At 37.0% G+C, this 21,455-nt stretch carries 23 protein-coding genes; 17 read left to right on the top strand and 6 right to left on the bottom strand.

All coding sequences use genetic code 11. The features are described from left to right. The first annotated feature begins 47 nt into the window (after positions 1–47). The gene (locus ND811_RS02395; protein WP_265350540.1) at positions 48–332 is read left to right on the top strand and encodes a hypothetical protein; all 285 of its coding nucleotides are present in this window, start codon (positions 48–50) and stop codon (positions 330–332) included. A 61-nt stretch (positions 333–393) separates the two neighbouring features. On the opposite strand, the gene ND811_RS02390 is transcribed toward ND811_RS02395, so the two are convergent. Continuing rightward, the gene (locus tag ND811_RS02390; RefSeq protein ID WP_265350541.1) at positions 394–1,005 is read right to left on the bottom strand and encodes a hypothetical protein; all 612 of its coding nucleotides are present in this window, start codon (positions 1,003–1,005) and stop codon (positions 394–396) included. On the opposite strand from ND811_RS02390, the gene ND811_RS02385 reads away from it, so the two are divergent. Beyond that, positions 1,004–2,059, top strand: a complete 1,056-nt coding sequence (locus ND811_RS02385; protein WP_265350542.1) for a hypothetical protein — start codon at positions 1,004–1,006, stop codon at positions 2,057–2,059. The two genes, ND811_RS02390 and ND811_RS02385, sit on opposite strands and share 2 nt — an antisense overlap. Here the strand turns inward: ND811_RS02385 and ND811_RS02380 are convergent. Further along, entirely contained in the window at positions 2,024–2,992 is a 969-nt protein-coding gene (locus ND811_RS02380) for a M23 family metallopeptidase (RefSeq protein WP_265350543.1), read from the bottom strand. The genes ND811_RS02385 and ND811_RS02380 overlap by 36 nt on opposite strands. Positions 2,993–3,007: 15 nt before the next feature. Further along, positions 3,008–5,464, bottom strand: a complete 2,457-nt coding sequence (locus ND811_RS02375; RefSeq protein ID WP_265350544.1) for a sensor domain-containing protein — start codon at positions 5,462–5,464, stop codon at positions 3,008–3,010. Between the two features lie 238 nt (positions 5,465–5,702). On the opposite strand from ND811_RS02375, the gene ND811_RS02370 reads away from it, so the two are divergent. Genes ND811_RS02370 through ND811_RS02355 form a run of 4 tightly spaced genes read left to right on the top strand, consistent with a single transcriptional unit; the run spans position 5,703 to position 9,726 of the window. Next, complete coding sequence (locus ND811_RS02370; RefSeq protein WP_265350545.1) at positions 5,703–6,251, top strand: hypothetical protein; 549 nt, start codon at positions 5,703–5,705, stop codon at positions 6,249–6,251. Positions 6,252–6,270: 19 nt separating this feature from the next. After that, positions 6,271–6,930, top strand: a complete 660-nt coding sequence (locus ND811_RS02365; RefSeq protein ID WP_265350546.1) for an HmuY family protein — start codon at positions 6,271–6,273, stop codon at positions 6,928–6,930. Next, positions 6,930–9,107, top strand: coding sequence for a TonB-dependent receptor plug domain-containing protein (locus ND811_RS02360; RefSeq protein WP_265350547.1), 2,178 nt, complete (start codon positions 6,930–6,932; stop codon positions 9,105–9,107). The genes ND811_RS02365 and ND811_RS02360 overlap by 1 nt, the downstream gene beginning before the upstream one ends. Then, positions 9,082–9,726: a hypothetical protein gene (locus tag ND811_RS02355; RefSeq protein ID WP_265350548.1), complete on the top strand. Its 645-nt coding sequence runs from the start codon at positions 9,082–9,084 to the stop codon at positions 9,724–9,726. Before ND811_RS02360 ends, ND811_RS02355 begins: the two co-directional genes overlap by 26 nt. A gap of 2 nt (positions 9,727–9,728) precedes the next feature. Here the strand turns inward: ND811_RS02355 and ND811_RS02350 are convergent, their stop codons facing one another. Both ND811_RS02350 and ND811_RS02345 read right to left on the bottom strand, forming a co-directional pair. Further along, positions 9,729–10,253, bottom strand: a complete 525-nt coding sequence (locus ND811_RS02350) for a DUF3015 domain-containing protein (protein ID WP_265350549.1) — start codon at positions 10,251–10,253, stop codon at positions 9,729–9,731. Between the two features lie 13 nt (positions 10,254–10,266). Continuing rightward, positions 10,267–10,488, bottom strand: a complete 222-nt coding sequence (locus tag ND811_RS02345) for a hypothetical protein (protein ID WP_265350550.1) — start codon at positions 10,486–10,488, stop codon at positions 10,267–10,269. A 188-nt stretch (positions 10,489–10,676) separates the two neighbouring features. On the opposite strand from ND811_RS02345, the gene ND811_RS02340 reads away from it, so the two are divergent. Together ND811_RS02340 and ND811_RS02335 are read left to right on the top strand one after the other, a co-directional pair. Next, positions 10,677–11,600: an FAD-binding oxidoreductase gene (locus ND811_RS02340; protein ID WP_265350551.1), complete on the top strand. Its 924-nt coding sequence runs from the start codon at positions 10,677–10,679 to the stop codon at positions 11,598–11,600. 1 nt (position 11,601) lies between these two features. Further along, positions 11,602–11,823 (top strand): transcriptional coactivator p15/PC4 family protein, encoded by a 222-nt coding sequence (locus ND811_RS02335; RefSeq protein ID WP_265350552.1) that lies wholly within the window; start codon positions 11,602–11,604, stop codon positions 11,821–11,823. A gap of 5 nt (positions 11,824–11,828) precedes the next feature. Here ND811_RS02335 and ND811_RS02330 read toward each other — a convergent pair whose 3' ends face one another. Then, a complete protein-coding gene (locus ND811_RS02330) occupies positions 11,829–13,481 on the bottom strand; it encodes an anti-sigma factor antagonist (RefSeq protein ID WP_265350553.1) in 1,653 nt (550 codons plus the stop codon). Between the two features lie 71 nt (positions 13,482–13,552). Between ND811_RS02330 and ND811_RS02325 the strand changes: the two genes are divergently transcribed. From ND811_RS02325 to ND811_RS02285, 9 genes are read left to right on the top strand one after another with little or no spacing between them, the layout of a single operon-like run. Further along, a complete protein-coding gene (locus ND811_RS02325; protein ID WP_265350554.1) occupies positions 13,553–14,263 on the top strand; it encodes a 7-carboxy-7-deazaguanine synthase QueE in 711 nt (236 codons plus the stop codon). Then, positions 14,263–17,106 carry a DEAD/DEAH box helicase gene (locus tag ND811_RS02320; RefSeq protein ID WP_265350555.1) on the top strand — a complete coding sequence of 948 codons (2,844 nt, stop codon included), beginning with the start codon at positions 14,263–14,265 and terminating at the stop codon, positions 17,104–17,106. The genes ND811_RS02325 and ND811_RS02320 overlap by 1 nt, the downstream gene beginning before the upstream one ends. A gap of 38 nt (positions 17,107–17,144) precedes the next feature. Then, complete coding sequence (locus ND811_RS02315) at positions 17,145–18,410, top strand: dicarboxylate/amino acid:cation symporter (RefSeq protein ID WP_265350556.1); 1,266 nt, start codon at positions 17,145–17,147, stop codon at positions 18,408–18,410. Continuing rightward, positions 18,397–19,248 (top strand): SGNH/GDSL hydrolase family protein, encoded by an 852-nt coding sequence (locus ND811_RS02310; RefSeq protein WP_265350557.1) that lies wholly within the window; start codon positions 18,397–18,399, stop codon positions 19,246–19,248. Before ND811_RS02315 ends, ND811_RS02310 begins: the two co-directional genes overlap by 14 nt. 1 nt (position 19,249) lies before the next feature. Beyond that, positions 19,250–20,068, top strand: a complete 819-nt coding sequence (locus ND811_RS02305; RefSeq protein WP_265350558.1) for a hypothetical protein — start codon at positions 19,250–19,252, stop codon at positions 20,066–20,068. A gap of 25 nt (positions 20,069–20,093) precedes the next feature. Further along, on the top strand, positions 20,094–20,387 hold the full coding sequence (locus tag ND811_RS02300; protein WP_265350559.1) for a TRL domain-containing protein: 294 nt from the start codon (positions 20,094–20,096) through the stop codon (positions 20,385–20,387). Further along, entirely contained in the window at positions 20,384–20,629 is a 246-nt protein-coding gene (locus tag ND811_RS02295) for a hypothetical protein (protein WP_265350560.1), read from the top strand. The genes ND811_RS02300 and ND811_RS02295 overlap by 4 nt, the downstream gene beginning before the upstream one ends. Then, positions 20,565–20,954: a TRL-like family protein gene (locus tag ND811_RS02290; RefSeq protein ID WP_265350561.1), complete on the top strand. Its 390-nt coding sequence runs from the start codon at positions 20,565–20,567 to the stop codon at positions 20,952–20,954. Before ND811_RS02295 ends, ND811_RS02290 begins: the two co-directional genes overlap by 65 nt. A 20-nt stretch (positions 20,955–20,974) precedes the next feature. Further along, positions 20,975–21,397, top strand: a complete 423-nt coding sequence (locus ND811_RS02285; protein ID WP_265350562.1) for an Ig-like domain-containing domain — start codon at positions 20,975–20,977, stop codon at positions 21,395–21,397. Positions 21,398–21,455 lie beyond the last annotated feature (58 nt).

Here is a 21,455-nt window from a genome sequence, read left to right as displayed (position 1 = left end):
CCGAACGAAATGAATGAGATAACTCTTGAGAGGTTTTGAAATTAAATATGAACATCCTATTTCTCGATTTTTTTCTATGGCTTCTTTCCTTAGCGAGTTTAGTTATTTATTTCGCTAAAAAAGTGAATCTTTTTCTTTTATACGGAATTGTTTTTTTAGCTTTACTTTCCCTTTTCCGATTGGGTTGGATTTTTTTTATGATTACTTATAGAAGGAAAAAGGAAATTTCCTTTTATATCATTTCGATGATTTCTTTAGTGATGAACGGAACCAATCTAAGTTTTTTATTGTTTTTATTTCTTTTAACTTTAGGTTTTACTGGTACTCACTAGCTAGCCTGAATATTCTTATCTGGGTTCTAGATTGATTCGTCTTCGTCTAACCGGCAGAAACTTAGTTTTCTTCTAGATTTCTGATCCCTGCCACTTGTTCTTTCAAAAGTAAAGACTTGATTCCTTGGATAGACTGTTCCAAACGTTCCATTTCTTCTAACAAACCGCTCCGATTTTCTTCAATTTTTCCATGATACAAATGGGCTTTCCCTACCAACTGATGGTAATCCAAAGAAAGTTGATGTAGGGCAGAGTCCCATTGAATCGGTGCGATTCTTCTTTTTTTCCAATAGATTTTTTTTCCAAGGCTATAGATCCACTGAATGAGGCCGAATGCATGTAGAGGAAAAAGGATATAGAGGGAAACAAGGACCACTCTTCCGTAAGAAACTTCTTTCGAAAACAAACCCCAGAAATAGATCCAAAGTGCAGAAAGCAACAAAATGGCTAAGGTAAGGTTGGCCTTGGGAGTTTTAGGAGAAACTGAATTGAAAATGGAAAGGAGGATGACAGAAAAGATCAGTAGAAGGAGAACTTCCCAAGGGACTAAAGTAAAAAATAAATCCCAAAACTTTTGAAAATTCTCCCAACTGGTTTTGATCTGGTTGATGGTAGTTTGGATTTCTAAAATTTGGTTTTGGATTTTTTGAAAGAAGTCTGTAATCGCCGACATGTTGCAAATACTATCTAAAATCAAAAATCATGCAAGTGGTTTCTTTGCCAAATTTTTGGCTCCCAAAACCCCAAGAAATTTACTCATACTCTACTCCATCATTGCCATTCCGTTTTTCATTTACCATGAATCTCACCTGCCCTGGCACTATATCTTTGCACTCTGTATTGTATCCCTAGTTGTAGGTTTGTTCATCACCTACGTTAGTTTATATATTATCCAACGTTATTGGGTAGAAACGTTTCATCCTTTTATTGAGTTAGGTGTTGTTCTTGTTTTTATCTTTGCACTTTGGCTTGCTGAAGTTTTGGTATTTGAGGCGGGGACTGTATTTTTATTTTTGCTCGTAGCCATTGCTTTTCTCATTCGTGTATTACACCTCGCTGAATATGCACGACTACTCTTGGCAGCCTGTCTTATCGCAAGTAATGCATTGATTGCTTTTAAAGCATTGCAAGGGGCAGAAGTTTTATCTGCATATCTTCTTTTCAAAAACAAATACCAAATAGAAGAAAAGGATCTAAATCATTGGGAAATTACAGATAACAATCAATATTGGAATGAGGAATTGCAGTTTGGATTCACACTTCCTGAAGGATTTTACTTTTTCAAACCTGAAGACTTAACAATGGAAAATAAAACAGGGGCAGGTCAAATTGCGGGACTTCTTGCATTCAGTGATCACGATGCAGAACGTTACCCTTTTGTTCGAATTTTCTATTTTCCTGACTATCTTGGTTTTCAAGAAAATCAAGCTGTGGCCGAATTTTCGGAATTTTTAAAAATACAAGTCAGCAAAGGAGACATTGAAGATATACAAGAAATCCAACAAAAAGAATTGGAACCTTTTATTCTCACTTCTAAATTTTGGACTTTCTATGACCTACTACGACCCCGTTATGCGAAGACAGGATTTATCCTTGTCGATACACCAAATCACGATAAACTTCTTTTACATATAACTGAAAATTTGGAAAAAGGAGAAATTCACGAACAGGGTATTCGTGAATTTTTATCTTCAATTCGATTCGGGAATCGATTGCAAAGCAATTAAGGAAAGTGGATCTACCAAAACGTCATTTACCTTAGCACCCAGATGGAGGTGAGGACCCGTTGACATCCCAGTAGAACCTATAGTTCCAATTTCTTGACCTTGTTTTACAACGTCGCCAACCTTAACTTTAATTTCATCTTGATGCATATAAAATGAAAATATTTTATTACCGTGGTCAACGATTGTAAAATTTCCTTCATAGTAAGCTTTTCGTGCTAATACGACAACACCATCTTGAATGGCATAAACAGGTGTACCTGTTTTTCCACGAAAGTCCACACCACCATGTGGCCGGCCTTGTTTGTTATTATAGTCTCGCCTAACATAAAATTTGCTTGTTATGAAGATTTTTTCTAATGGATTTTTAAAATTCCCATTAAATTGTAAACGGCTTTGTTTAGAAAAAGCGGCTTCTTTTGCAGTTTTACATTCTTGAATAAAATCCAAAGTTTCTTTGGGAAGTTCTTTGGTAACGAATTTCTCATCCACTTTGATTTGTTGGTTTTTTTTGATTACTTGGAATTTAGTTGGTTCTAAAATAATTTGATATTGTTTTTGGCCACGTTTAACAAAAAAGATTTTTGATACGATTTCAAGGGTCATAGCACCCGCAGGTGTATCTGGAGAGATCGGTAAAAAAGCAACCATACTCTTTTCCCATTTTGTAAGGATCACATCCTTTCCAAGCCAACTAACTTTGTAAGATTCATTAATCCATTTTTTATCTTTTGGGGTCAATCGTAGGAAAATGACTTCGCCTCTTCCAAAACGTCTTGCTTCCATTAATAACGAAAAATTCTTTTCCTCTTTTTTTACAAAGTAATTGGAAGAGGTAACCTTTGTGGGAGGTTTTTTTTTGACCTCACGAGATTCGGCAGGAACGGCAGGTACAAAAGATAAAATAAGAATCAATAAAGACAAAAATCGTATCATCAATATTTAATTCGGCTATTTTGCTTTAGCAGATTCGTTAAATTTTCTAAGAAAAACAACAAATTCGTCAGCCGCTAGTGGTTTGCTATAAAGGTATCCTTGGATCATATGACAGCCTAAATCGTGAAGTAAATCTCTTTGAGCTGTATTTTCAACTCCTTCTGCAATCACTTCCATACCTAATGAATGAGCCATATTAATAATAGCCTTACAAATGGCTCTATCATCTTCATTCAATTCCAAATCGATCACAAACGATCTGTCGATTTTGAGAACATCTGCATTAATTTTTTTAAGATAACTCAATGAACTATAACCTGTCCCAAAATCATCAATGGAAACTTTGATTCCAAGCCCAGACAAATACTCGAATGCCTCGATACTTTTTTCTGGATTTTCCATAATGGAACTTTCTGTTAATTCCAGTTCAATTTCTTCAGGATCAATATTGTATTGTAGAATGGTAGACTGAACACGATGTGACCAGCTAGCTCGCGCTAGTTGCTTGCCGCTTACATTAATACTAACCGGGAATGCTGGAAGATTTTGTTCCTTCCATTGTTTTTTAAGTCGGCAAGCCTCTTCTAAAACCCAATCACCGATCCTTTCAATGATGCCTGAGTCTTCAGCAACAGGAATGAATTCTACAGGAGGAACCCATCCTCTTTCTGGATGTTTCCAACGTATGAGTGCCTCAGCTCCACAAACTTGATTTGTAAGAGTAGAAATCTTTGGTTGGAAAAAAAGCAACAATTCATCGTTCTGAATGGCTTTTCTAAGAGAATTTTCAATGTATAATCTTTTTTCTGAACGAAGGATTAGTTCGTTAGTATAAAATTTATAATTATTTCTACCTAGTTCCTTTGCTTTGTACATAGCCATGTCGGAATTCTTTAAAAGTTCAGAGGAAGAAACTCCATCATTAGGAGAAAGAGCTATACCCATACTAATCGTTGTAAAAAGGTCACGTCCCATGATATGAAATGGTTGGCTAAGGATATCGAGAATTTTTTGTGCAAACTCAGCTGCCGCACTTTTATTTGCTACATCTACTTTTAAAATAGCAAACTCATCACCACCAAATCGTGCAACTGTGTCCACTTCCGTCATAACACGTTTGAGTCTTGCCCCAACCATTTGCAAAAGGATATCTCCCTTAGTGTGCCCCAAACTATCATTGATGAATTTAAAGTTATCAATATCAAAAAAGTAAAATGCAAGTAAGGTTTCTGTTGATTTATGATTCTTTAAAGCTTGGTTTGCATGATCGATAAACAATGTCCTATTAGAAAGACCAGTGAGTGCATCATAATAAGCTAAGTAAGTAATTCTTTCTTCTGATAGTTTTCTTTCTGTAATATCCACCCCAAAACTAATAAACCGTTTTTGCTTGGTTTCTGTATCATCAATGGGAATGTATTTTCTTAATAAATAGGTTATTTTATCGCTACTATCCTGTATAAGTTCTTCAAATTCTACGATTTGGTTTTCTTTTGCCGCAATTTCTAAATATTTTTTGCGTTTTTCATGGAAATCAGTAGGCAAATCTAATTTTTCCGCTAACTCTAAATCTGTTTTTTTATATAACCATTTTCGAATTTCTTTATTCGATAAAAAAACTGGGTTAGTATATTCGTATTGAAAATTTGAATTTAACACAGCAATATCAGAGTCTAGGTTATCTAAAATAAACTCATAAAATGCTTTTTGATTTTTTACCTGTTCTTGGGATCGTTTCCTTTCCGTAATGTCGCGAAAGGTTGCCCAAATTGCCATTTTTCCATTTACCGGAAACAAACGAAAAGAGGACTCCGTAGGAATCAAATGTCCAGACTTAGTTCTCAGTGCAGTGCTTTCAATTAGGTTCCCTTGAAATTCTTCATCTTCATCGACTTCCACAGGTGGCATAAAAAAGGAAAACTCTTTACCAATGATTTCTTCTAAAGGGTATTCCAATACAACTACAGCTTGTTTATTCGCATTGATGATCTGTTTTGTATTCGGATCAATCTGCATCAAAACATCTAGTGACTCTTCGAAAACATTTTGAAGGACGATTACCTTTTCTCTAATTTCATCAAATGCGATGGATCGATTCATATCTTCAATCAATCGCTCAGCAAAATTGAGTACTAAATCTAGGATGCCGACAGAATACGTTTTCTCTGAGAGGTGCAAGTATGTAGGATGAGCAGCTTTTGCCAATTCATTGGGAGTTAGAGAGTCAATCGAAAGCAAAATATATGGTGATTCAGGAAACTCTTCAAAAATAAACTTCTGCTTTTCTAAAACTTTAGGATCATTCCAAAATAGAAAGACTGCTGATTCCTTAATAGATCCGGGTTTAATGTCCAATATAGAATGGAAACTATGAACATTACAAGATTCTATATTCGTTATGTCCCGTAGTATGCGATTATAAAAATCATGATCAAACTCTTCTACATAGATGGTGATTTGTTTGAGTGACATGACCTTGGCATAGTAGACGAAAAATCCTTTTCCTTACAATTGATTTTTTCTAGGATCCATTTGTAAGTGATATTGAATCAAGGCGGAAGTTGGGAATGCGAAAATCTCCTAAACTTTGCCGGTACCGATCGAATCTGTCATGATTCTGTCAGTGAAATTAAAAAAATCAGCTATTTAATAAAATGAATTTGATTCTCATTACCAGTCTTTAAGCCTGGATAAAAATGACCGAGGTTCTATGAAATCCCTTCAAAATAAGACAAAATTATTAATCCTTTTGAGTTTGGTGGCTGGACTTTCCCTTCAGTGCGAAAAAAAAGAAAATAACGACAAAGACCTTCTTACTTTAGTGGCTGTTGGCTCCCTTTTTAATATGGCTGGTGATTGTTCTGTTGCCGCCGCCGGTAAATCACTCAATACTTGGACAACAACTTCTGGAGTTGGTTCTGGCACCATTTCTAAAACAAGCAGTGTTCCTGTTGCTGGTCATCCAACTGCCGTATTAAAATATGCAAGTACAGGTGCTGTAAAATTTACTTTAACTGGAAAGTCAGAAGTGATTGTTTACGGTTCTGGATCCTGCCCACTCGATGCAACAAAAGTAATCAAAACGTTAACAACTGGTGGAAATCTCGCTGTTGATAATTCTTTTGAGAATGCCTACAAACTCGATGGAGTAGGAACTATCGATATCACTGCACCAAACAATCAATCTGGTGTATATATTTTAATCTATGCAATACCACGCAATGGACAATCTGCAGAGATTACTTACAAAATAGAATAGGCTGATTCATTTTTAAAGTATGCGAAGGATTTATATTTGTCTAATTGCAGTCGGATTCTTTTTTTGTGCCCGTCAGGAAAAAGCCCTGACGGACCAAGAAATTTTAGTCAACCAATTGATTGTCAATGCAATCAATGCTGGAAATCCCAATGCACTTGACAAAATTGTTTTCTCCCGTTTACAAGCTGACGGGAGTTACCTCACACGCATCAACGCCAGTAATTTAGATTTTTATATTTATTTCTATTTTGAAGGAAATAAACAAATTCCCTTATCTGAAAAAGATAAGTTAACCTGGGATATTGCATTTAACCGATATAAGGTGGCAACCAATTCAGGGGAAACCAATCGTTCGGGTCTTGGTGGAGCCTGTAAAAGTAATACTACAGATTTTGGAGTTGCTAGTTCTACTTCTGCCGCAAGCCAAGGATGTAATTCCTTCACCATAGACAGCGCTTCTACCACACAAGGAATCGGCGGAGCAGGTGCCGTTTATGTCGGAAACGCTCTAATGACTGAATGGTATAATTATACAATTGGAAATTTAACACCGAAGTCAGATATCTACCTGATTCGTTCTGGAACGGGTTCTTCTATTTATGCAGTCCATATTGAAAACTATTATAGTGATGCGGGAACTTCTGGTTATCCGACCATCCGATGGAAAAAACTTCCCTAATGTATTTATTTAATCCGTTCCTTTTGCCAATCCTTTGTCTTTTTTTATTGTTTATTGGAGAAGTTCATTCTCAAAGCAAACCACGTGAAAACGGAAAGAATACTAAAACCGTTGAAAAAACACCAACGGCTCCTTCAACTCCTGTAGAAACGGATACAACCAATCCGAATCCTCAAAACGGAGAAACTCCAACTTCTATTACAACCACACCCCAAGAAGGAAATAAAGAAGAGAATCCACAGGAAGAAGACCGTTTTAAAGATTTAGATAATAAAAATGGGATTGTAGTCACAGGTTCTCGTGGGGAACGAAGACTCAAAGATTCAGCTGTTGCTACAGAAGTGATTTCTCGCAAACGAATTGAACAAACTGGAGCACGTAACTTAGGTGAGGTGCTTGATACACAACTGGGAATCAACGTAACTCCTTTTTTTGGGGGATCTCAGGTTCAAATGTTAGGGTTGGATTCAAAATACGTTTTATTTCTAGTAGATGGACAACGGGTCGCTGGACGACTAAACAACACTATAGACCTAACACGATTTAAAGTTCAGAACATTGAGCGAATTGAAATCGTAAAAGGAAGTTCCTCTTCATTATATGGAGCCGATGCCATTGGTGGTGTGATCAATATCATCACTAAACAAGCTGAAAAACCAGAACATTACCAGTTCCGAACTTCCTATGGAAATGGAAGGCAAACCAATTTCGGAAGCCAAGGCGAAAAGAATATGATCGCCGATGTAGGTTTCAAAAATGATTTTGTCGCTTCCAATTTTTTTGGTGGCTTCAATCAATCTGCTGCTTATGACTTAGATCCCAAAACTCCTGCAACCACTGGAAACGCATTCCAAGATGCCAACGTGGGTGGAAACATGACCTTCAATCCTGACGGTCAGTTTAAAGTAAAAACCGGAATTAATTATCTAAATCGCAACCAGGCTGGAATTGACTCTAGATCTAATGGCGGTGTTTTTGATAGAACTAACTTAACAAACGATTTTCTTGGATTAGGTGCACTAGAATACACATACGGAAAACGTAATATGGTTTCCTTACGTGGAAATTTTTCTCGTTGGGAAAATCATTATAAATTGGACCAACGAAATTCAAATGAGCTGGATGTAAAAGAATTCACAAACGAATTTTCTTCCCAAGGTGTAGCTCAAATTGATCACGAAATCAATAAAGACCACATGGTGACTGCCGGGGTCGAGTCTTATTCGGAAGAATTACAATCGGATCGATTACAAAGAAGAAATGCTTATCGAACTAGAAGGGCAGCCTTTATTCAAGATGAATGGATTATTTGGCGCCAAGGGTTTGTTTGGCGACTCGTTCCAGGCGTTCGTCACGATGTGGACTCACAGTTTGGCGGTCAAACCACTCCCAAAATCGCAACAAAAGTTGATATCACGAGTGATCTTGTCTTTCGCGCTAGTTATGGTAAAGGTTTTAGACCACCTTCTTTTAGAGAATTATACTTACGTTTTGAGAATCCTGGGGTTGGTTATGTTGTCGATGGGAATGATAAACTGAGACCTGAAAAGTCAACCACCGTTAACGCGGACATCGAATACACTCCTTATAAATTTTGGACCCTTTCCCTCAGTGTCTTCCGAAATGACATCACAGATCTCATCCAATATAGTTTTGGAACAAGGACTAGTGAATTTGCAAACTTCCAATTAAAGAACGTACAACGTGCTTATACAAGAGGGGTAGAAGCAGGATCCAGGGTTCGATTTCTAAAATACTTTGCACTGGAATTAGGTTACAACCAAACCGATACAAGAGACCTAACGACCGATAGACCCCTAGAAGGAAGAGCCCTCCACCAAGGAACAATGAACTTTTTTGTAAACGCACCGGGTGGCTGGGAATTTGCTCTTCGTGCCAAACGTTTAGACAAACGGCCGTTTTATAGTACAACAAACGACTTCACGGCTGGATCAAGCACTGCCCTGATTGACCAACAAACGAAGAGTGTAGAAGAAAATAACAAAGTTGTCTATGGAAAACCTTTCACCTTACTCAATGTTAGAATGGAGAAAAAATTCTTTGAAGGAAGGATGTCTCTGTTTTTAGGAGTAGACAACGTCCTGGACCAATACGAGCTTACTTACAATCCTATTCGGCCCAGGTTTTACTATGGTGGACTCCAAGCCACTTTCTGAACTTTATTCTGTTAAAACAATTTTTGCAATACTTGTTCTTTATTGTGTTTTTAGCACGAAATTGTACTCCGATGAATCCAAGTTAAACGTAAAACAAATCAAAGTTTTAAAAGAATCTTTTTCCTATTTGGAATCGTTAGAACCAAAACGAATCAAAATCGACAAATCTACTTACAATCGCCTCTCTCAGTTTGAATCCATTTTTAAATTTAGTTTTTCCGGGAAAAAACTTTCTCGTTGGATACAATCACGAATCAACAAATATTCATACGGTTCCACCGGTGATTACATCGCAATGTACCAAGATGGTGAAGTATTACTGGGTCGCGCGTTCTTTAGTTTGAATCGATTGGATCGGGTCTTAGTACTGTTACACGAAGCAAGACATGCGGACGGCAAAAATTATGGGCACGTAATTTGTCCGGAAAATTTTCAATTTTTAAACCCTCGTGATTGGAAAATCCATCCCGCAGGAAAAAAAGGATGTGATTCCACTTCAGATGGTGGTTACGGAATTACAGCGGCTTTTCTCTTTGAATTAGGAGCTTATGGCTATCTGAACCAAACAGAAGCTGCTCATCGTTATAATTCAGAAATATCCCGAGTCATTCGAGACTAATTCTAATAGATACAAGCCTGTTTCAGTTCGGGATTTTCTGCGATTTTTGCTTTTAGTCGAGATAAAATAATTTTGGAGCGAACTTTAGACTCTTCATCTTTTGTGGGTTCAAAAATATAAGAATGTTTTTCTTTCATCAATTTTCCTAACTCATAACTATGAGTAGGGCAACCTAACAAAGAAGCTATGGCTCGAATTCTTTCACCGGTACCCCGAGTGGTTTCTAATTCCAAAGGTTCTTCATTATAAGTCACAAATACTTCTTGAGCTCGGTCAGCACGAACAATTCCATCCGTAGTACAGTTAGAAGTTCCCGAAGTAATTCCAAATGTTTGAGATGATAAACTAACATTTGTTGTCGCAGCCAATACTTGCCCGATATCATTTTTCCAGACGGAAACCATAGACCCAAGACCACAACCAGCCATTCCATACGGTTCTGCAGAAACTGTACGAGTAACTGAAACTAAAAATAAACTAACTATTGTCAGTTGGAGTATAAAAAATGGAATGCCGAATCTTAACATAAGACCTCGAAAATTAGATAGAAAATAAAGAATCGGAATTACGGTCTACTTGAGGAAGTCGATTCCCATAAGCTAAAATTTCTCCCGTCATGGAGAGAACGGCCCAAGTTTTTTCTTCTTTTACTTTGGTTTGCATAGATTGGAGCATTGTATTGGTGAAGGTCTCCAATTTTTGATGAAGTACGGTATTGGGAACTGGTGACTGTTTCTTTTCTTGTGCTTCAGTGGATCTCATGCAAATTGTTTTCCCGGTTGTCTTTAAGATCGGCGGGAGGGCCGGAATGACTAAAGTTTAAAAACTCCAAAAAAGGAGTCAAGAAGAGACATAATTCCGAGGAGGAAAAATGGAAACTCCAACTTCTCCTTTTCCCGAACGATCGGAATGCCAAACTTGACCAAAAACCACCTGTTACGAGGACGACTTTGCTTACCCCTCAAATCAATTTGTTTAAAAAATCCAATCCCCTACAAGCCCAAGTTTTGGCGAATACCCGTTTGACTCCCGAACCAGGCAAGGGAAAACGCCCAATGAAAGAGGGCGATTCTGCAGTACACCGAATCACCATTGCTATCGACCATAATACTTATCCTTACATGATCGGACAAAGTGCTGGTATCATTCCCCCCGGTGTTGATCCAGAAAAAGAAGCGAAAGGATTGGCTGACCCGTCCTATACGGTTCGTTTGTATTCCATCGCTTCACCATCCTTTAGTTTTGGTCAAACAAAGGACAATATTGAATTCGTAGTAAAAAGAGACAATGTCTACGACGAAAATGGGAATCTACTTCATAAAGGCGTATGTTCCAATTATCTTTGCGACTTAAAGCCAGGTGACACAGTCACAATGACTGGTCCCGCAGGTAAAAAATTCTTACTCCCACAAACCGACTTTTCAGGTGATATTTTCTTTTTTGCAACAGGAACAGGAATCAGTCCTTTTTTTGGAATGGTGGAAGAACTCCTTGTCCAAAAATTAATTTCATTCCAGGGAAATGTATGGTTAATCTATGGAGCACCTTATTCTGACGAAATAGTTCTTCGCGATTATTTTGAAGATATGGCGAAAAACCATTCCAACTTTCATTTCATAACAGCAATTAGCCGAGAGGAGAAAAATTCCTTCGACGGTGGAAAGATGTACATTACTCATCGAGCAAAAGAAAATGCACAGTCTATTAAAAATGCTGTCAATGGAAACGGTAAGTTTTATATTTGTGGCGGTCCAAAGGGAATGGAAAAAGGAGTCATACAAGAAATTATTTCTGCTTGCGGAACTGATCTTTCTTACGACGAATTCAAAAAACACCTAGAGGAAAAAGAACAACTTTTTGTAGAGACGTACTAAAATGGCAAAAACAGGAATCATTCGAGACATCGACAAAGGTCGCGGGGAAGTCATCCGTGTAGAAATCTCCGAATACAAAGGCCAAACTTTTTTTAATATTCGAGTTTGGTATACAGATCCCAACGGAGAACTCAAACCCACTCAAAAAGGTATCGCCATTGCTCCGGCTTTGGTAGGTGATTTAAAAGAAGCAATCGAAGAAGCAAAACGTTGGTTGGCTTAAGCCAACTATTTGTTTTTATCTCCTTCGTTCGCATAAATAATCCTCTTTAAAATTTCATTAGCAGAGGAAACATTTTCAGCAACACGGATGTGGTTGTACAACCGAGTGATTTCGAAAATTTTTTTTACCGAGTCATGAATGTTTGCAACCACTAGTTCACCGCCTCTTCTCCGAAGCCAACCAACAATCTGAATCACCATTCCAATCGCCGAAGAATCAATATGCGATGTTTTTGAAAAATCGAAAATTACATATCGAAACCCTTCCGAGATTTTTTGTTCCATAAAAAGTTTAATCTCAGGGCATTTATACAAATCGATATCACCATTGGCTTTGTATTCCAAAATTTCATCATGGACAACCACATCTTTTAAATCCAACTTTTCCGGACCTTTCATCATAATCTGTGAATTCATAAAAAGATGTTTGGATAAATCATCTGATTTAGTTGTAATTTTTGTATCCAAAACCTGGAGACGATTAAGTAGAGAACCCAATGCATTTGGTGCAAAGTGTAAATTATTTTTGATATCTTGAATCAGTCCGAATAATAATGCTTTGGCGTCTTCCACATGACCGCGTTTGATAAAATCGGAAATTTCCTTCATTCCTGTGGTCGCATTAGCTACCAATATTTCCACTAAAACATCAGGATCTTGTTTCCCTTTATTATTTCCTTTAGGAAAATGAAATGAATCTTTTACAGACTCTAAGGCATTCTGTTGCAATAAATTATAGTAAGTTAGGTTCAATTCACAAAAAGGGGAATCTGTTTGATTTACGCGATCATCAATTTCAAGTCGCAAAACTAAATTACGAATGTCATCGGCTCTTAAATCACCTAACTGTAGATTGATTTTTTGCCTGGATATAGTTTTGGCATCACCGAGAAATTCATCGAATTCTTCCAATATCTGATGAGAAGTTTCTGACAAAACTTGTTTCAGACGAACACCAGGAGCAAATTGTAACTCCACATCAATGGCTTGTGCATACAATGCCCCAATGTCACCAAATTCATCAAAGAAAATATCGGAAGCGTTTTCTGGATTGTCTATATAATGAAAATTTCCGCCACCGGCTTTCGCTATTTCCACTAATATCTCTTCATTAAAATCATTACCCACACCAATGGTTGTCGTAGTAATTCCCATTGCTAAATGATCCGATGCTATTTTTACTAATGCTTCTTTTTCTTTAATACCAGATGTTGGATTTCCATCGGTTAACAATAAAACTCGTTTATAAGCATTTGGAATCTTAGATTGATTTACACTTTTTAAGGCAGAGAGCCATCCTCCGCTTAAGTTTGTAGAAGTGGCTACTTGAATATTTCTAATTTTATCCGTAACAGAAATCTTTTCTGTTAGTTGAGTGACTGGTTGGATTAATTGAACATCGGCCGAATAAGCAATGATGGTTACGGCATCATGTCTTGTTAACCAGTTGACTAAAGCACAAGAAGCATCAATCACTGATTCCATTTTTTCACCCTTCATGGACCAACTCTTATCCACTGCAAGCCCAATAACCAAGGGTTTACGTTCTGCAATTTTTGGATTCGCTGGTGTACGAAACCGAAGCAACAAATGATTTTCTTGTAGCTCTTTTTCTTGGATCAGTGGATATTCCAATTTCGCTACTACATACATGACCATAAGATCAAATTCTGAATAAATGTTTTCGCAAGAACAATTTACTTTATTCTGACCTGGAAGGAATCATCAAAATGTTTGGAAAAATTCACGAAATCTATTCTTCTATTTCTGGCGAAGGAATTTCACAAGGTATCCCAACAGTTTTTATTCGTTTTGCCGGATGTTCCTTACGTTGTGGCAAAACGGAATCAAGAGCATTATGGTGTGACACAGCTTATGCCCTAGGTCCAAACCTTGGCGAAGAAAAAAGTTTAGATTCAATTTGGTTAGAGCTGGAAGCTTTAGATCCACATCATGGATACCAAGTCCTGCTCACAGGAGGTGAACCCTTAGAGGGAAAAAACCGAGATCTATCCATAACAATTGCCAATAAAATCTACAAACATAGAACTGCTGCTGGTTTGCCTTATCCAGCTTCAAGAGTAGAAACCAATGGCAGCGAAAAACTCACTGAAGATGCATTTTTTATTTTCACTATGGACTACAAACTTCCCGGTTCGGGTATGGAAGACCGAATGGATTTGGAAAATTTCCGGATTCTAGAAAAGAGACATAATTCACTTGACGAAATCAAGTTTGTTGTGCGAGATAGAATCGACTTTGATAGAAGTATCGAAGTCATTCGCGAACAAAAAATACAGACAAATATATTGTACTCGCCCGTCCACGGTGAAGTGGATGCCAAAGAACTGGTCGAATGGATTAAAGTTGACAATCCACCTAAGTGTCGTTTGTCGCTTCAAATTCACAAAGTACTTTGGGGAAATCAGAAAGGAGTTTGATGGAAATCCCTACTCAATTAAGTTTAGATTTTGAAACTACTGTTGAACCAAAACAAACAAATGAATACGGATTCCTCATCGACGAACCGGAGTTAGGTCTTGCAAAGGTCATAAAAGAGACTGCTACTTCTGTAGAACTGTTTTTTGAATCAAAAGAGATTTTTAGAACCGTCAATAAATCTAACAAACATTTAAAATTTTTAAATCAGTATCCACAATCACTTCGTGAATGGGAAGAATTTCCCAAAGCAATGGACTTGGCACTTGATGCAAGCCAACTCAAACTTACTTATAATTTTAACAAATTATCTTCACTTTCTAATTCGAGAACTCGTTTACTTCCCCATCAAATTGAGTCTACCTTCATAGTTGCCAATAGTTTAAAACCAAGGTTTATTTTAGCGGATGAAGTGGGACTTGGAAAAACCATTGAAGCTGGTCTTGCAGTAAAGGAACTTATGTTTCGACGTGGGCTCAAACGAGTGCTTGTGGTGGCACCATCTCCTCTCCTTGTGCAATGGCAACAGGAGATGAAAAACAAATTCAATGAAGAATTTGCCATTGTTCGTCGAAGAAATTTCGTAACAAACGGCCCCGATCATTGGCGAAATTTCAATAAAATTATTACATCAATCGATTTTATTAAAAATCCTAGATATGCAGAAGAAATCCTTGGTACCAAATGGGACATTGTTGTCTTTGATGAAGCACATAGACTCAGGCGCGATTATTCCAAAATCACTCGTGGGTATTTGTTTGCTGAAAAAATTGCCAGAAAAACGGAATGCCTCCTCCTTCTCACAGCGACACCATTTCGAGGAAAACTAGAAGAACTTTTTTATCTGATGCACTTGGTGGATCCAAATATTCTCGGACCATATCATACCTTTGTAAACGACTATGTCGTTGGTCAAAAAGGCGATCTAAAAGAAAAAATATCCAAAGTTCTTCTTCGTCGTCGTAAAGTGGAAGTCGGTGGATTTACGAAACGATTTGCAAAAACAGTTCGTATCGACCTTTCTCCCATTGAACGTGCGTTCTATGACGAAACTACAGAGTATGTAAAAAGAGAATACAATATGGCAATGGGGACCAAAAACCGTGCCATTGGATTTGTGATGGTGGTATTCCAAAAACTCTTAGATTCTTCTGTCATTGCACTTCTCTCTGCCTTACAAAAAAGAAAATTTATGTTGGAATCTAAATTCCATTACATGAAAGAACATGAAACCACATTAGATGATTGGGATTTAGATGAGACGGAAGGTGTTGAAGACTTTATTTCTGAATTAGAAGATGAGGAAATGTCTAGTTTCCAAAGAATCAAACGAGAGTTATTCACTCTTAACCGCCTCATCCATTTGGGAAAACAAATCAAAGAAGACAAAAAAACTCAAAAATTAAAAGAAACTCTCTATCGTTTAAAAAAAGAAGGCCATAAAAAATTCATTATCTTCACTCAGTTTAGAACTACACAAGACCATTTACAATCAGTTCTAGAACCAGACTTTAAGGTTTCTCCTTTCCACGGCTCTCTTAGTATGGATGAAAAAGAAGTCGCTATCCAAAAATTTAAAGAAGACTATGAGATCTTAATTTGTACAGAAGCAGGAGGGGAAGGTCGTAACCTACAATTTGCTAACATACTATTTAATTATGACCTACCTTGGAGTCCGCTGAAAATTGAACAACGTATTGGAAGGATCCATCGTTTTGGTCAAAAGGACAATGTTTATATCTTTAACTTTGCTTCCAAAGATACAGTAGCGGAAAGGATATTAGAAGTACTGACCAATAAAATACGTTTGTTTGAAGAATCTATTGGTGCTTCTGATGATTTACTTGGAACGATTGAAGAGGAACTTGATTTCAACTCAAGTCTTATGAAATTTGTAACAGGAACCAAAACCAAAGAAGAATTAGAAACTGAATTTGATCTTAGAATCCAAGTGGCTCAAAAAGGATTTGAAAAACTCAACGCTCTTGTAACACCCAAAGTTTTAGATTTTAATTTAAAAGACTATTACGATCATACACTTGAAGAGAGAGAATGGAATAATAGTCATTTGGAAGAAGTCGTTGCTCAAGGTTCAAAATTTTTCCCATCCTACCTTCCAGGAACCTTAACCTCGGTTGGTAAAGGTTCTTACGAATATAAAAATACTGAAGGAAAAGTTAGAAAAGCGACTTTTGATTCGGACCTCGCCCTAACCAATGATTCATTGGAATTTCTTGCTTTTGGACATCCCTTTGTTGAAAAGGTTACAGAGTTACTCACACAAAGCGATATCGGTCGCAAAAAAAAGTATCTACTCTCTGACCAACTTGGACAAAAAATATTATTCGTTTTCCAAGTCGAATTTGACTTTTCTCTAAAACGTAAAGATCTGTTTTTCATAGAATATGACTTAAAGAAAAAGAAAGCTGTTGTACTTACTGAAATGCCGACGGAATGGATTGAAGCAAAGTCTTACGTTCCAGAGAAAGAAGTTTCCCTTTCAAAACTGGAAGAAGCATTTATTTATTGTTATCCGATTGTTGAGACAGAAGCAGAAACTAAAAAAGAAACTTTACGAAAAGAAACATTGTCAATTTTTCAAAAAGAAGAATACAAAGTTGAACTTTCTCACCAAAAAACGATTCGCCAGCTAGAAGAAAAATTAATGCGCCAAGAGGCAGCTTACAAATGGGACAATCGTCCTGAAAAAAAAGCAGTTCTCCATAAAACTATGAAAGAAATCCAACGCGCTAAGGACGAATACACAATTGAAATTCGAAAAATTAAAAATGGCGCAACGATTTTCCATAGAATTCGACTTTTCCAAACATACATCAGTATTTAATTCATTTACAGAGAAGTTCAAAATCATAGAATTTGGGAATGTTCTTTCCTAAAATTCCATTCTGGGTTCAAATTTTCGCATCTTTGTTGTTAGGTTTGTTATTTGGAATCTTATTAAACCCAGAAACAGGATTCATATCAGCAATCTCTTTAAAACCCTATTTATTATGGATGAAACTTCCTGGAGATATCTTCTTAAATTTGCTCCAGATGATTATGATTCCTTTGGTGATTGTCTCCATCGCACTCGGTGTATCTAGTTTAAGAAATCTAAAGGATCTTTGGAACCTTGGAAGCAAAACACTTATCTATTTTATTTTTACAACTGTAGTTTCAGTGAGTATTGGAATTTCGTTAGCATTGGTGATTAAACCAGGAAACCAAATCCAAAATCAAACAGTGGAAGCAAACTCAACTATCTCGAATTCCAATCTAAATCAAAACGTAGAATCTGTGCCTGAAATTATCGCAAATATCATTCCGAAAAATCTAGTGAATGTTTGGTCCAAACAACAAATGTTGTCTGTTGTTTTCTTAGGAATGATATTGGGAATTTTTTTTCTGACTTCAAGAGAATCTGGATCAGCTTTAAAAGCATTTTGTCATTCATTGGAAAGTTTTTGTTTATGGGTGGTTGCAACAGCAATGAAAATAGCACCACTAGCTGTTTTAGGTCTGATGAGTTATGCAATGGTTCAAATTGGCTTTTCTTTGTTATTTGGTTTGGTCTCGTACATTGGTACAGTGATTTTCGGTCTTTTTTGTATTCTCATTTTCTATTCGATTTTGATTTTTATCCTTACGAGAAAGAATCCGATTCGCTTTTTGAATCAGGTTCGCGAAATTCCATTGCTTGGCTTTTCAACCTCGAGTTCTAGCTCAGTTCTTCCGTATTCCTTAAAACTTGCAAAAGAAAAATTGAAATTAAAAGAAACTGTGGCCGACTTTGTACTTCCTCTTGGTGCAACAATCAATATGGATGGAACAGCCTTATACCAAGCAGTTGCGACCGTTTTTTTAAGTCAGGTTTATCAGGTTAATTTATCAACAATAGACTTGTTTTTGTTAGCTGGAACCGTTACGGCTGCCTCTATTGGAACGGCTGCAACACCTGGCGTCGGACTCGTTATATTAACATCGATCTTATATACATTTCATATTCCCATCGAGGGTATCACTATCCTTTTTGGAGTTGACCGCTTTTTAGATATGTGTAGAACTTCAGTAAATCTAACCGGCGATTTATCCTGCGCGTTTATCATGGACCATATCTGGAAGGAAACAAACACCAATGAAAAAAATTAAATACACAATTTTGTTCGGAATATTGGCATGCCTCATTCATTGTGATACAAAAAAAGATTACTTTGACGATGTTGGAGCCAATTTACTTTGCACCACATATGCAATCTGCAATGGGGAAACACCGGCAAAAACTGGTATAATAGGTGATAGTTGGACAGATCTACTTCTTGGATTTCCAGCGGTAGAAACTTTGAGGCCTCAGTTGGAAAACCGGTTTCATTATAAGTTTGTTGGCGCAACCCTCGGCGGAAAAACCTTGCAACAGGTTGTGGACGAAGGTCTCCAATTTCAAGTGATAGACCAAGGTGGTGCCGACATGAAGGTCATTATCTTATCTTTAGGTGGAAATGATATCCAAGCCAATCTTTCCGAATATATCGGTAAAGTGGAAACAGTCCAAGCACAAAGATTTGCAACCATCAAAGCCAACCTCAAAAAATTAGTCGCAACTGGGAATGCCTACAAAGTTTCTAGATTTGGTGGCCAACCTCTAAAGTGGATCATTCACGGTTATGACTATCCGAATCCATATATGGCACCTGTCATCGCCGGTGCAGATGAAGGATGCAAATCTAAGTTTGATAAAATTGGTCTGATCGTCCCTGATGCAGCTGTTTTTACAGCTTCACAATTGGATGCTTTCAACAACTTACTACTAGATACCATCCGGGAAGAACCCACACTTCTTTACACAGACTTGCGGAATACATTAGGTGGAAAACCATTTTCACGCGCAGAATTTATGTTAGATTGCATTCATGCAAATAACTTAGGATATACTTATCTAGCTGATAAGTTTGCAAGATTAATTTATCCAATCACCAATATAGGTTTTTAATATGAAAAATATAGTTATCATATACATCTTATTTCTTTCATTGGTTTCTTCTTTATATGCACAACCAACGACTAATACAGGATTCGCACATCCATTACAAATCGAACCTGTAGCTTTATATACAAAGATTAGAGGAAATATTGGTTACTGGCATAAGGACTTTAATGGAGTCAAAGAAATAAACAAGGATATTAATGTTGAGGGTGAATACAAATTTTCAGATTCGTTTTCTGTTATTTCTTCTGTTGGCCGAACAGACTATTCACAAACAGATACCGCCAGAGAAATCACTTGGGATCGCTGGAATGCGGGAATCAAATATGGAAAAGTTTATGAAAATGGATCATCCCAGTTTTTAATTGGGGCTGGTTTAAGACTCTACGATAAAAAGAGAAATGCTGAGTTTAGAGAAAGAGAAAATCCTGATTTTTACTTAGTTAGACCTAATTTTGGATTAGGTTACAAATACGGAATTTTTCAAATCATGTCTGAGTTTCGTTTTCAAACAGAAACTAACAGACACGGGAAAGAATCCAGTTTGCAGGAATTTAAACGTTACTACCAGGTAGGAATTGCTCCCTCTTTTTCCATCGCCGACTCCGTTCGAATATTTACAGAACTGGAATATAGAGAACCAATTGACCGAGTGGCGGATAAAAATTTAAGATATTTTAATTTTTATCCAGGTATTTCTATGAATACTGATAACTTTGGAACGTTTAGTTTTTCTCTTCTCTTAGGTATTCTGCCTAAAGAAGACAACGCAATGGATCGCGGAATTCGTTTTTCCTATTTCTACTTCTTTGATACAAACCAGTAGTATGAAAGGAAGTTTATTGATTTCAATGTGTTTCTTTTTTTTTCAATGTTTAAGTTTTCAAATTGGAAATCCTTCTGTTACTATTTTTCAAAATCAAGGACAAGAAGGATGGCATTCACCCGGAAAAGTGCCATTACCGACTGATACATTTGTAGAATCCTGTACTACGAATTACTTCGGTTTGGTAAGTCTTGGAAATGCTAGTTTTGAATATATATCTCGCAGATCTCAACTGAAAGAAATCCACAGCCTTGACCATTATTATAAAAAACAATATTTCTTTTTCCAAGAACTCTGTTTAAGAATCACCGGACGATGAAGCAAAACATTGACTCACTAACTGAATTTGCTAAGAAATTGAAAAGTGGACTCATTTATGAGGAAATCGAATTCAAACTAAAAGAATTTCATTCCAAAAAGATCAATGCATCTAACAAATCTCTGGATGCACTAACTGAAAAGATTCAAAAAAAAGAAGAACAGATCAAAAAACTCTATGACGACATTATCATTTTACAAAACAAACTTTCGCAGATTTTGGATAAGGAACTTAAAAAGTAATCACAGCTTTATAAAACCCCATTTATTTCCAAACCTCTGTTTTTTGAACATATTCCTATGTCTATCCTGTGCCAGTTCCGGGTTTGGAACCCAGGGACTTCTTTATGAAAACCAAAAGATTAGTATGATGGAAACTGGAACACCTGCTTCTAAAGAGGGTGTTGCTTGCGCTAAGTCTTACCTCGGCCTCCTGGCCCTAGGAGACGCCTCAGTCGAAGCTTCCCAAAAGAATGGAAATATTAGAGAAATTACGTCTATTGAACTAGAAACTTACAATTTCTTGGGGATTTACGCAAAACTCTGCGCAATTACCAAGGGTAATTAGTCGAAACTAAAATAGAAACCATGCCCACCTGGAAGAAATATCATATCCTAATTCTTGTTTTCTTTTCTTTCCTAGCATGTCTGCCAAAACCGAAACCATCGCTTTTGGGTGTATTGGTATTACCATTAGTAACTCAAACTTCGTCCAATTTTACGATTGAATCAACCATTCCAGCCAATGGTGCCACAGGTGTTTCCTTAAATCCCACCATCACAATCGTGATGACCCAAGCGGTAGAAACTACTTCCCTAAATACAAATATTAGTTGTTCCCCTTCTTGTCCCAGTTTAAATGGTGGAGCTTCCAACAGAACCATTACTCTAACACCAGCAAGTGCTTTGACAACGGGAACCACTTACACCATCACACTAAACCAAAACATCCAGTCGATCTTTGGGCTGACTCTCGGCACGAACACAAGTTTCAGTTTTACAACCCTATAAAAAAAGCCGACGTCTCCGCCAGCTTTCATTCATTTCCCTTACAGGAAAATTGAATCAC

The organism is Leptospira soteropolitanensis (genome assembly GCF_026151655.1).
GTDB classification, from domain to species: domain Bacteria; phylum Spirochaetota; class Leptospiria; order Leptospirales; family Leptospiraceae; genus Leptospira_A; species Leptospira_A soteropolitanensis.
Note: the sequence above shows the minus strand (reverse complement) of the source record. Positions and strands in the feature narration are given on the sequence as shown.

What these genes read in the sequence shown, in the direction of transcription:
- ND811_RS02395 (WP_265350540.1), top strand. Translation starts at nt 48, where the DNA reads ATGAACATCCTATTTCTCGATTTTTTTCTATGGCTTCTTTCCTTAGCG.
- ND811_RS02385 (WP_265350542.1), top strand. Translation starts at nt 1,004, where the DNA reads ATGTTGCAAATACTATCTAAAATCAAAAATCATGCAAGTGGTTTCTTT.
- ND811_RS02390 (WP_265350541.1), bottom strand. Translation starts at nt 1,005, where the DNA reads ATGTCGGCGATTACAGACTTCTTTCAAAAAATCCAAAACCAAATTTTA.
- ND811_RS02380 (WP_265350543.1), bottom strand. Translation starts at nt 2,992, where the DNA reads ATGATACGATTTTTGTCTTTATTGATTCTTATTTTATCTTTTGTACCT.
- ND811_RS02375 (WP_265350544.1), bottom strand. Translation starts at nt 5,464, where the DNA reads ATGTCACTCAAACAAATCACCATCTATGTAGAAGAGTTTGATCATGAT.
- ND811_RS02370 (WP_265350545.1), top strand. Translation starts at nt 5,703, where the DNA reads ATGAAATCCCTTCAAAATAAGACAAAATTATTAATCCTTTTGAGTTTG.
- ND811_RS02365 (WP_265350546.1), top strand. Translation starts at nt 6,271, where the DNA reads ATGCGAAGGATTTATATTTGTCTAATTGCAGTCGGATTCTTTTTTTGT.
- ND811_RS02360 (WP_265350547.1), top strand. Translation starts at nt 6,930, where the DNA reads ATGTATTTATTTAATCCGTTCCTTTTGCCAATCCTTTGTCTTTTTTTA.
- ND811_RS02355 (WP_265350548.1), top strand. Translation starts at nt 9,082, where the DNA reads ATGGTGGACTCCAAGCCACTTTCTGAACTTTATTCTGTTAAAACAATT.
- ND811_RS02350 (WP_265350549.1), bottom strand. Translation starts at nt 10,253, where the DNA reads ATGTTAAGATTCGGCATTCCATTTTTTATACTCCAACTGACAATAGTT.
- ND811_RS02345 (WP_265350550.1), bottom strand. Translation starts at nt 10,488, where the DNA reads ATGAGATCCACTGAAGCACAAGAAAAGAAACAGTCACCAGTTCCCAAT.
- ND811_RS02335 (WP_265350552.1), top strand. Translation starts at nt 11,602, where the DNA reads ATGGCAAAAACAGGAATCATTCGAGACATCGACAAAGGTCGCGGGGAA.
- ND811_RS02330 (WP_265350553.1), bottom strand. Translation starts at nt 13,481, where the DNA reads ATGGTCATGTATGTAGTAGCGAAATTGGAATATCCACTGATCCAAGAA.
- ND811_RS02325 (WP_265350554.1), top strand. Translation starts at nt 13,553, where the DNA reads ATGTTTGGAAAAATTCACGAAATCTATTCTTCTATTTCTGGCGAAGGA.
- ND811_RS02320 (WP_265350555.1), top strand. Translation starts at nt 14,263, where the DNA reads ATGGAAATCCCTACTCAATTAAGTTTAGATTTTGAAACTACTGTTGAA.
- ND811_RS02315 (WP_265350556.1), top strand. Translation starts at nt 17,145, where the DNA reads ATGTTCTTTCCTAAAATTCCATTCTGGGTTCAAATTTTCGCATCTTTG.
- ND811_RS02310 (WP_265350557.1), top strand. Translation starts at nt 18,397, where the DNA reads ATGAAAAAAATTAAATACACAATTTTGTTCGGAATATTGGCATGCCTC.
- ND811_RS02305 (WP_265350558.1), top strand. Translation starts at nt 19,250, where the DNA reads ATGAAAAATATAGTTATCATATACATCTTATTTCTTTCATTGGTTTCT.
- ND811_RS02300 (WP_265350559.1), top strand. Translation starts at nt 20,094, where the DNA reads ATGTGTTTCTTTTTTTTTCAATGTTTAAGTTTTCAAATTGGAAATCCT.
- ND811_RS02295 (WP_265350560.1), top strand. Translation starts at nt 20,384, where the DNA reads ATGAAGCAAAACATTGACTCACTAACTGAATTTGCTAAGAAATTGAAA.
- ND811_RS02290 (WP_265350561.1), top strand. Translation starts at nt 20,565, where the DNA reads ATGACGACATTATCATTTTACAAAACAAACTTTCGCAGATTTTGGATA.
- ND811_RS02285 (WP_265350562.1), top strand. Translation starts at nt 20,975, where the DNA reads ATGCCCACCTGGAAGAAATATCATATCCTAATTCTTGTTTTCTTTTCT.